A 10,066-nucleotide genomic window follows, 5' to 3' on the forward strand; every position below is an offset into this window, starting at 1 on the left:
CAGATTTAGTAAAAAAGAATCGAGCACTTTTGGCAGCTGACCGTTTGGTTATCATGGATGGGACAAGACATATATCAGATATTCCCACGATCATGTTTGGAGCCAGAGGTATTGCAACGCTAACACTTACTATATACGGTGCCAAAGAAAATCTTCATAGCGGGCAATATGGCAACTATGCCCCAAATCCGGCGTTAAAATTAGCAAAACTTTTAGCGGGTATGAAAGACGATGATGGTAGGGTAACGATTCCAGGGTTTTATGATGGGGTTAATATTACAGAGGCTGATAAAAAATCATTTGCAGAAATACCAGAAAATATGGCGGAATTAAATGCTGAAATTGGAATAGCAGAAGCGGAAAAAGTGGGGGAAACTTATCAGGAAGCCATGCAGTACCCAAGCTTAAATATCCGTGGTTTGCAAGCATCAAATATTGGAAAACAAGTAACCACTACTATTCCAAATATGGCTATTGCTGAGTTAGATTTACGATTGGTCCCAGAAACACCTGGATCGAGGCAAATAAGTTTAATCAAAAACTACTTGACACAACACGGCGTAACTTTAATTGATAGCTTACCCACAGACCAGCAAAGAGCCCGATTCAAAACTTTGGCCACTCTGAAACAAAAAGAAGGATCACTACCTTTTAGAACGCCAATGGATTCTGAAATAGGCATATGGTTATCAAAGGCAATGGAAAGAGCTGTGGGTAAATTTTTAAAAGTACGTGCCACAGGAGGTTCACAACCTATGGCTTCATTCATAGAAACCCTAAATGTACCAGCAGTTTCACTGAGAATACCTAATCCTTACAATAACATACATGCACCGAATGAAAACATTAAAATTAAAAACTACGAAGAAGGAATTAAAATGTGTATCGCTCTCTTAACGCAAAAAGCAGATTAGAGACGAATTGCATTCATTTCTAAAATTATTCGACAAATCGCATCAACCAAGCTGAAATAATGCCTGCATAAGTACCTATAACATGGCTTAAAACAGCCAACAAAACTCCCACTGGAGCTAAGGAGGGATGAAAAGCAGCTGCTACAGCCGGTGCAGTGGCTACACCACCAATATTTGCTTGGCTACCCACTGCCACAAAAAAGAATGGTGCTTTTATAATTTTGGCAGCAACAATCATGGATATAATGTGTATTAGCATCCAAATACCAGCCACCGCCAGTAATCCTATGTTCGCACCTATATTGAATAAATCCAAACGCATTCCAATCGTCATAATTAAAAAATAAATAAATAAAGTTGCAAAATCTGTGCTTCCTAACTTTTCCATTTTTCTAACACGGGTAAAAGATAAAAGTATGCCAATCGTTGTCGATAATAGGATTAACCATAAGAATTGGGATGCAAAAGGTTCTAAACCATGCGAAATGAGCCAGTCTCGATGTGGTATAAATAATTTTGAAACAAAACCACTACATCCATGCGCTATAGCCGCGCCACCAAAGCCTATTCCTAAAATAAATGACAGGTCTTTTAAGTCAGCAGGTTTATCTTTCGTTTCTTTAAATTTCAATATACTTTTTTTAACATCCTCGATCAAAGTTGGATCAGCACCGAGCCAAGCATCAATTTTATGGGAAATACCCGCTCCATAAAATAAAAGAGCAGTCCATATATTAGCCACCAAGGCGTCAATAACCAATATTATGACAAAAAGCTCCTCTGAGCATCCATAAATCTCTTTCAATGCCAATTGGCTACTACTTCCACCGATCCATGAACCTGTAATGGTAACCAAGCCTTTCCAATATCCTACATCATGGGCTACGATTTTAAAGCTGTCTGAAAAAAACGATACTACATATAATGAAATGGGGCCACCGATTATTATTCCGACAGAACCTGTAAAAAAAATGATTAGCGCTTTATTTCCTAATCCAAAAATAGCTTTCAGATTTGCAGTCGATAATAATAAAATCAAGGATGCAGGAAGTAAGTAATTCGTGGCAAAACGATATAAGCCAGAAGTTTCTCCATTGATAATATGATAACTATTGAGAAAACCTGGTATCAAATAACAAAACAATAAGGGTGGAATTATACCATATAATTTTTTCCAAATAACATTCTTGGAATCAGCGCTAAAAAAAAGCCCAGCTAATATGATTAAAAATAATCCCGCAATAATGGAATCATTTTCGATTTGTAAATAATTCATCTAATGGGGTGTTTCGTTTGAAATTAAGTGTCTGAATCGCCAAATTTAAATTCCAAATATATTCCAACGCGCCGCCTTAGAATTGACCATTTTATCGCCATCATGTGCTACATCTGGTACAACTTCAATTTGATGAATTTTCTTTTTATTGGAATAAAGTTGAAGGTATTCGTAAAAAAATTGCCCCCTCTCTAAACGAAAACGACCTTGCATATTTCCTTCGCACGACTTGTCTAAACTACTATCGCTCATATTGACATCTTTCTCACCAAGTATAAAACTAATGTCACGATTTAAAAATTGTTGCTTGATGGTTTCAACGCCAACTTTCGAAGCATAAGGATTTAGATTTTCCATACCCCTTGGGTAATCATTGAAACTAGAACAACCACTTGTGTCTGGTTTTATAAAAGTTAAGCCCGATTCAGTTTTAACAGGTCTGCGATCATCTAAATACATATAAGATGATGGATTCATGACGATAAAGTTAAATTTATACTTAGAAGCAATAATTGGCATAGGTGTCATGCCTACATAGCGTGAAACAAACTGACCACCCGCTGAATGACCAACTATGGTAATTTTTTTTAGACTTGGAAAATACTTTTTATTACAAGCTCTAGCAATTAAAGAATCAATTAAACTGAAACTGCTGAATGATTCTGCCATCTTACGTTTTTCACTCGATACCGATTCATCGCCTATCCTCCAATTATTCTTTATCCAAAACAAATGAGTAGAATCATGCTTGTGATCTTCTAAATCTTTCTCTGAATTAAATTGTGGAGAAATAAATAACGTTTCATCATTTTTGTTAGCTGCAATTACTGCTTTTTCTCCCCATTCATAGTAGTCAAGTCCATTTCTTCTTGCACCGTGAATGTAAATTACCATTTGCTTAATTTTTTTATTCTGCACAGCAATCGGATGATTACTGGCATATCGAAATGAATAGGTTTTATTGTTCTTAGTAAAAGAAAAGACATTAGGGCATGCTCTTTCGATCGCTTGTGGCTTTTCATCTTGAGCATGTCCGAACGTTGGAATAAATAAACTGATAAGTAGCAATAGAAAAATTGATTTCATTGTTTTGGCGTTTTTAAACAAAACCCTCCAAGCGTTTTAACTTGGAGGGTTTTGATAATTTATTTTTCTTGAAACTGTAAATTTTATAAACGATTTACTATTTATTTACTTCTGTAACGATAAAAATTCCAGGATCTACAGGCGCATTTTGATTTGCACTAAGCTCTGATTGTGCCACGATGAACCTTTGAGGATATTGTTTTATAGTGGCAGAATTAAACGGAGGTAAAACAGCAATATCTTTTTCTTTAGAACCTAATCTTCTCAAGTCATCAAAAGCCAATAAACCTGTGAAGCCAGAAACATACCTTTCTTCAATAATTTCACGAAGTAAAGCTCTTTCGGTAGCAATTCCATCCAAGTTCTCTATTCCATTTTTTTCAAAGTCCGCTAATTCATACGCATCATATTTTAAGGGATCTGCTGCGTTCAATTTTACAAACGCTTTGCCACCGGCTAAATAAGCTCTTAGTTTGTTCAATTGAACAATTCCGTCAGCTGTTTTTCCAGCCCTAACCGCGGTTTCAGCCAAGATTAATAAGTTTTCCTCATAACCAACCAATGTCATAGGTGTATTTATGGCGGCAATACCCTTATTATTGGTAGCTGAAGCCCCATCAAATCGGAAATAAGTCAAACGCGCATTTTCTTGAGTTTTTTTGTTGTTTCGTTTTGTTCCCAATAAAACATCAAGATACGAACCCGTAAAACCCCAATATCCACCTCGCTGATTAATCATTTTAAAATTAAGATTTTGACTTCCATTTCCAAGAGCTGGCGGAGTAAAGACTAATGCGTCTGTTGGCGCTAACACACCTAATGAAGCTTCTTGATATGCTTTTTCGTATTCACGCGTGTAAATGTACAAACGAGCTTTTAACGTACGAGCTACTTTAATCCATTTTTGGGTATTTCCAGCAAACATTAAATCTTCAGGAATTGCAGTATTGGGAGCCGCATTAAGATCAGCGATCGCCTCATCTAACATAATTTGCAATTGAGCAAAAACAAATTTTTGACTTTCAAATTTAGGGTCAGCAATTTCTTCTTTAGCTATTTCTGTATAAGGAATATCTCCAAACAAGCTTGCAATTGTACCTAAGGCATTTGCTTCAAGAACCTTTGTAATTCCTGAGTACTGTTTTGCTTTCGGGCTAGTTGCGGTTTGTTGTCTCAAAAGTCGGGATTGTTTAACAACTCCCTGAAAGGCATTCTGCCAAATTCCGTTGCTTTCCTCAGCAGAGATATTATATTCTGCTAAACTTTTATACAATAGAATTAATCCCCTAGTTTGACCAGTCCACATACCACCTATACGAGCTGCATGGCCAGCCTGAACTGAAATATTGGCGAGTTCAATTCCCTTTAATAATAAAGCACCCGCTTCAAAGGAATCTGAGGAAATTTCATTTGGATTTTCGTTGATTCCTTCAACTACTTTTTCACACCCTACACTAAATATTAACAATAGCGAAAGAGCTACATATTTTATATTTTTCATTATATCAAATTAAGAATTTAAAAATTAAACTTAGCAGAAAAAACCCATGAACGTGTACTTGGATTCGTGAAGTACTCTATACCAAATCCATTATCAACACCGGATTGATTTACCTCTGGGTCAATTCCTTTTACTTTAGTCCAAATAAAAAGATTTCTTCCAGAAACAGATAAATCTACTGAGTCAAATTTGGTTGCTTTTCTAAACTTCGCACCTCCAAAGTTATAGCCCATGGATACCTCACGTAGACGAGTCCAGCTACCATCAGTGATAGAGAATTCATTAATGGCTGAACCACCTAAACCACCACCTAGCGTGTTATACCAGTTTTCATCTAATAAAACCTCACCACCACCGTAATCATAGAGGTTTCCTCTTATAACAGTTCCGGCTGGGAAAACTTTTCCGGCAGAGTTCTTGGTATCTTTTGTCAATGTAACTTCATTGCCAGTATCACCATAAGTTCCAAAAGAGTTTAATACAAAGCGAGATCTTTCGGCAAAATCTCCACCTTGGAATGTCTCAAACAAAACATTAAAATTAAATTTCTTGTAGTATCCTTTAAGTCCAAATCCACCTCTCCAATCCGGATTTGGATTACCTATGATTCCTTGTTGAGGAGCAAGTTTAGGAAATCCATTTAAGTCTAAATCTAACGTGCCGTCTGCTTTTCTAGCTGCTTTACTTGAGAAAAGGATTCCTAAAGGCTGACCAACGATTGCATTAGAAGTGATGGATTGGTCTGTTAAGGCTACTCTTTGTACCCCTGCCAAGTCTAAGACTTTATTTTTGTTATTGTTCCAGTTTCCGTACAATTCTAAACCATAATTAGCTTGTGCCAAGATCTTATACCCTAGATCAATCTCAACTCCTCTGTTTTCCATTCTGCCTGCATTGGTATATTTAGATAAAAACCCAGACGAAGGAGATAAGTTAACCGCAAGAAGGATGTCTTTTATTTCATTTTTATAGTAAGTTAAGCCTAAGGTTAAACGGTCTTTAAAGAAACGCAAATCTGTACCCAACTCCATTTCTGTTTTAATTTCTGGTCTAAGTACATTATTACCTTGGTCATCGTTAAGTCTGAAACCTCCTCCAAACTCGTTGATATCAAGGGCGTCATCATAGGTCGAATAAGCAAAGTTTTCATAGGTTGTACCAAACTTATAAGCCGTTGGTTGAACCCCAACTTGCCCATAAGACATTCTTACTTTACCAAAAGAAAGTATTTTATTCGTCATATTGGGCAATTGCGAAAACTGCCAAGCTAAATCCATCGAAGGGTAAAAATAGGTACTCTTTATGGTTGAAGCTGCTTCTTGAGTACCTGAAACACTCAGAAATACTTGTTTGTAAAAATCAAATGCAAAAATTGAGTACAATCTATTCGACCTAATGTGGTTTGTGCTATTTGAAACCTCAAAAGGAGCAACGCTATTAGTGAACGATTGAAGCTTACTATTAACTAAAAAATTTTGCGAAGCTGCATATAATGTATTCCTATTTCGATCATTAATGTTATAGCCAAGCGTTGCATTGAATCCAATTTTATCCGCCACTAAATCTGGAAAGTCTGCTCGTACAATAGCATCTAAATTAATTTCAGAATTAATAAATTTTTCATCGTCTAATCTACCGTTATTATAACTTGCTGAACCAACTGGAGCGAAGTAAATACGTTTGTCAGCATAGGTATCAATACCACCACGTAAGTCGATATTTAGCCAACTGATTGGGTTAATATTAAGGTTAGTATTTGCATTAAAACGATTAACAACTGTAGTTGCTTCTTGCTCGTTGATAGTCCACAATGGATTATTATAAAATGGATTTATGTTGTTTCCTAAATACCTTCTATAACTCCTTTGTCTGCCTTCAGTCGGAACCCCAGTACTTGAAAAATAAGTCCCTACATAAGCAGTTTGATCAAAATCTGCTGGTTGACGAAGAAACCCCAAATATAGACCCGCTGTATTTGAGTTTTGTTGAATTCGGTTACTGTTTGTTCGAATGTAGTTTGCTTTAGTAGTTAGATTTACGTAATTACTAAAGTAGGTCTTATTATTAAATCGCATCGTAAAACGATCATAATCACTGTTTTTGATGATTCCATCTTGACCTAAATAACCTAAACTAAAAAAGTTGGTTGTTTTACCACTACCACCGGAAATAGTAAGATTATGGTCTAAGAATGAACCTTTTTGAAAAACTTGGTCAAAGTTTTGATCAACAAAGATGTCTTTAGAGTTTTTAGCGGTGATCGGATAAATCTTTTGGCCATCATTACCTAAGAAATATTCGCCGGTAGTATTAAATACATCTGGTCCACCTGACCTTGAAGATATTTTATCTCCCCATGAGTTTGTGGCAGTTGCACTAAACTTTCCACCTGAACCTTGACCAAAAGTAGTCTGCATTGGATGTTTTCTGTTTATTTCATCCAATGAATAGGTAGTCGAATAGCTAACTTTCATTTTTTGGTTTAATTTACCTTGCTTGGTAGTAATCACCAATACGCCATTTGCTGCTCTTGAGCCCCATAAAGCGGCCGCTGAAGCACCCTTCAATATCTGACTAGATTCTATGTCTTCTGGGTTCAAATCATTCAAACGTGACTGTTGGGAAACACCACCAGATCTTGAACTTCCAGAGCCATATAAGTTGTCATTTGATAACGGAACGCCATCTACGATAACCAAAGGCTGCGAAGAGCCACCAATGGTATTTGCACCTCTAATCTGAATATTAGTACCAGCACCTGGGTCTCCATTAGCTCGAGCAATTTTAACACCCGAAGCTTTACCTGCAAGGCTATTCAAAATATTTGCTTCTCCACTTGACCGAATGGCATCTGCAGAGATAGTTGAAGAAGTAGAGCCAGTCCTATCTCTTTTAGTCTTAAATCCCAAGGCGTTAACAACAACTTCTTGTAGATTAACAGCATCTTCCTCTAATAATACATTGATTAATGATTGGGTTCCGATTGTAATAATCTTTGGGTTGTATCCAACAAAAATAAAGTTAAGTTCTTTAGCATTGTCTGGAACAGAAATAGAAAAATTACCATTTGAATCAGTAGATGTGCCTATGTTAGTCCCCCGAACTAATATAGAAACGCCGGGCAGAGTCTCTTGGCTTTTGCCATCTTTTACTTGCCCTTTAATTACCTTTTGTGCAAAACCAGTGAATGCACTAAACAATAAAAGAAGTAAAATTAGTAGTCTTAAATTCATAAATTCTTAGGTTTGATTGTTGTGTGTAATAAATAGTTAAAAATAAATGTAAAACTTATTTTTGATTTAATAAAATTAATTAAAGGCTATAATTTGGTAAATATAATTCCCGATTTTGATGAAAACACATATGGATGGCTTTTGACATGAACTTCATCCAAAAAACGTCCATCAAATTAGACATTCAGTACAAAATGGATATATTTGACAGGAATACCTCATCTCATTTTATTAAATTCTTTGATCCACAATGAATAAAATATTTTCAATTCTTCTGTTTTTCATTTCTTTTTCGGGGTTTTCTCAGACTACTAAACCCAAATTTGAAGGACAAGCAACCACGAGTACAGAAAAAGTAGATACGCGTAATCATGCCATTATTCCGCAGTGGCGAGGGCGACAAACTTTAGGGAACATTACTTTTGATAATGATTTTGACGGAGCAAGACTCAACGGAATCACACAAAACAATGATACACTTTATACGGCTATAATTGCTGCCGAAAATTATCCAATCAACCCGAGTCCTTGGTATGCTTTTAAGGTAACAAGTAAGACCCCACAGACAATTTGGGTACACCTAACTTATTTAAATGCCAAACATCGCTATTTTCCAAAAATCAGTCGTGATGGCAAAACCTGGCAAGTAGTTGATTCAACCGATTGTATACTAGTGAAAGACCCCGAAGCTAAAAATCGAAGCTTCCAAGAAAATGCTCTTTCTGAGTCTGCTTTTGTTCGAATTAAAGTTGATACTAAAACTACTTGGATAGCTGCACAAGAATTGATGACTTCGACGATTGTAAAAGATTGGTCAAAAGAAATTCTAAAAAATAAATTTGTATCAAGCGAAATCATCGGTAAATCGCCCCAAAATAGATCACTTGAATGCTTACGTATTGGCGAAGACAAGTCTGATTCCAAGATTATGATTGTTATCGGGCGATTGCATCCGCCTGAAGTTACGGGGCAATTTGCGTTGCAGGCTTTTGTAGAATCGCTATGTATGGATTCTGAAACTGCTAAGAAATTTAGAAAAGAATATACAGTTTATGTTATACCCATGATGAACCCTGATGGTGTTGATTATGGACATTGGCGACATAATACGGGGGGTATCGATCTAAATCGCGATTGGGCGGACTTCAACCAACCCGAAACTCAAATTGTGCGTGATTTTCTAAGAAAAAAACTCGATGGTACACAAAATAAACTCTATTTTGGCATTGACTTTCATTCAACCTGGGATGATATTTTTTATACGAATATAACCGAAAAGCCAACCAATATGGACGGTCTAATTAAACGTTGGTTTGAGGCGCTAGAGCAGGCAATTCCTGATTATAAAGTAAACGCAAGAGGCAGCAATCCAGCTTCCGGTGTAATTTCTAAGGCATTTTTTAATAAAGAATTTAATGCTGAAGCATTGGTTTATGAAGTTGGGGATAACACTTCGCGTGATTTTACTATCTTAAAATCAAAGGCTGGAGCAGAAAAATTAATGGTTTTGTCTTTAGATTATTTGAAATAAAAAATTAGTTTCAATTAATCTAGTTAGGTTTACGAACCACTTGGATTCATAAAAATACGAAACGAGTCTTGACTAATGGGACCACGATAATCCACCTCAAAAGGGTGGATTCTTTTATTTTACGGGAGCGGTAGCAAATCGGGTAGCACGAGAGGGGTTTTTAATCGAATTGTGGGTTTGTTTTAAATTAAATACCGCTATTGAAAAGACTACTTAAGGAAATTTCAATTAGTATGAACGACGTACATCCTCATGTATCATTTGCAACATACCAATTATATATTTTATCATATATACCCCAAAAGCGGGATTATTAATGTGATAACCCCAAGCACCTATGGCTAAAAAGCCCTAATGGCGCGAACGTAATAGCCGACGTAGTACTTATAGTTGCCGGTTTGATACCATTGCCGAAATACTACATCTCCGCGAAACTGCCGTTATGGGGGGGGATATATTCAGACGTCGTAGAACTCCAATAGAAGCCAGGCTTAAAACCGCCAATTTCAGCTCTAGCTGAGTACA

6 protein-coding genes are annotated in these 10,066 nt (G+C 36.4%); 2 read left to right on the forward strand and 4 right to left on the reverse strand.

Going from position 1 to position 10,066, the window contains the following annotated elements; genetic code table 11:
* A partial coding sequence (locus ACILQF_RS06455; protein ID WP_395626596.1) for a M20/M25/M40 family metallo-hydrolase occupies positions 1–914 on the forward strand: 914 nt, incomplete at its 5' end.
* A gap of 25 nt (positions 915–939) precedes the next feature.
* Here the strand turns inward: ACILQF_RS06455 and ACILQF_RS06460 are convergent.
* The 4 genes from ACILQF_RS06460 to ACILQF_RS06475 form a co-directional block, all read right to left on the reverse strand.
* Entirely contained in the window at positions 940–2,190 is a 1,251-nt protein-coding gene (locus tag ACILQF_RS06460) for a DUF819 domain-containing protein (RefSeq protein ID WP_395626597.1), read from the reverse strand.
* Positions 2,191–2,235: 45 nt separating this feature from the next.
* Entirely contained in the window at positions 2,236–3,276 is a 1,041-nt protein-coding gene (locus ACILQF_RS06465) for a hypothetical protein (protein ID WP_395626598.1), read from the reverse strand.
* A 97-nt stretch (positions 3,277–3,373) separates the two neighbouring features.
* Positions 3,374–4,777, reverse strand: a complete 1,404-nt coding sequence (locus ACILQF_RS06470) for a SusD/RagB family nutrient-binding outer membrane lipoprotein (protein WP_395626599.1) — start codon at positions 4,775–4,777, stop codon at positions 3,374–3,376.
* Between the two features lie 17 nt (positions 4,778–4,794).
* Entirely contained in the window at positions 4,795–8,010 is a 3,216-nt protein-coding gene (locus ACILQF_RS06475) for a SusC/RagA family TonB-linked outer membrane protein (protein ID WP_395626600.1), read from the reverse strand.
* 250 nt (positions 8,011–8,260) lie between these two features.
* On the opposite strand from ACILQF_RS06475, the gene ACILQF_RS06480 reads away from it, so the two are divergent.
* Entirely contained in the window at positions 8,261–9,541 is a 1,281-nt protein-coding gene (locus ACILQF_RS06480; protein ID WP_395626601.1) for a M14 family metallopeptidase, read from the forward strand.
* Positions 9,542–10,066: the final 525 nt, after the last annotated feature.

It is taken from the genome of Daejeonella sp. (assembly GCF_044232565.1).
Taxonomy (GTDB): domain Bacteria; phylum Bacteroidota; class Bacteroidia; order Sphingobacteriales; family Sphingobacteriaceae; genus Daejeonella.

Bases quoted from the DNA above. Each gene is read 5' to 3' on its own strand.
- ACILQF_RS06475 (WP_395626600.1), bottom strand. From the start codon at position 8,010: ATGAATTTAAGACTACTAATTTTACTTCTTTTATTGTTTAGTGCATTC.
- ACILQF_RS06460 (WP_395626597.1), bottom strand. From the start codon at position 2,190: ATGAATTATTTACAAATCGAAAATGATTCCATTATTGCGGGATTATTT.
- ACILQF_RS06480 (WP_395626601.1), top strand. From the start codon at position 8,261: ATGAATAAAATATTTTCAATTCTTCTGTTTTTCATTTCTTTTTCGGGG.
- ACILQF_RS06470 (WP_395626599.1), bottom strand. From the start codon at position 4,777: ATGAAAAATATAAAATATGTAGCTCTTTCGCTATTGTTAATATTTAGT.
- ACILQF_RS06465 (WP_395626598.1), bottom strand. From the start codon at position 3,276: ATGAAATCAATTTTTCTATTGCTACTTATCAGTTTATTTATTCCAACG.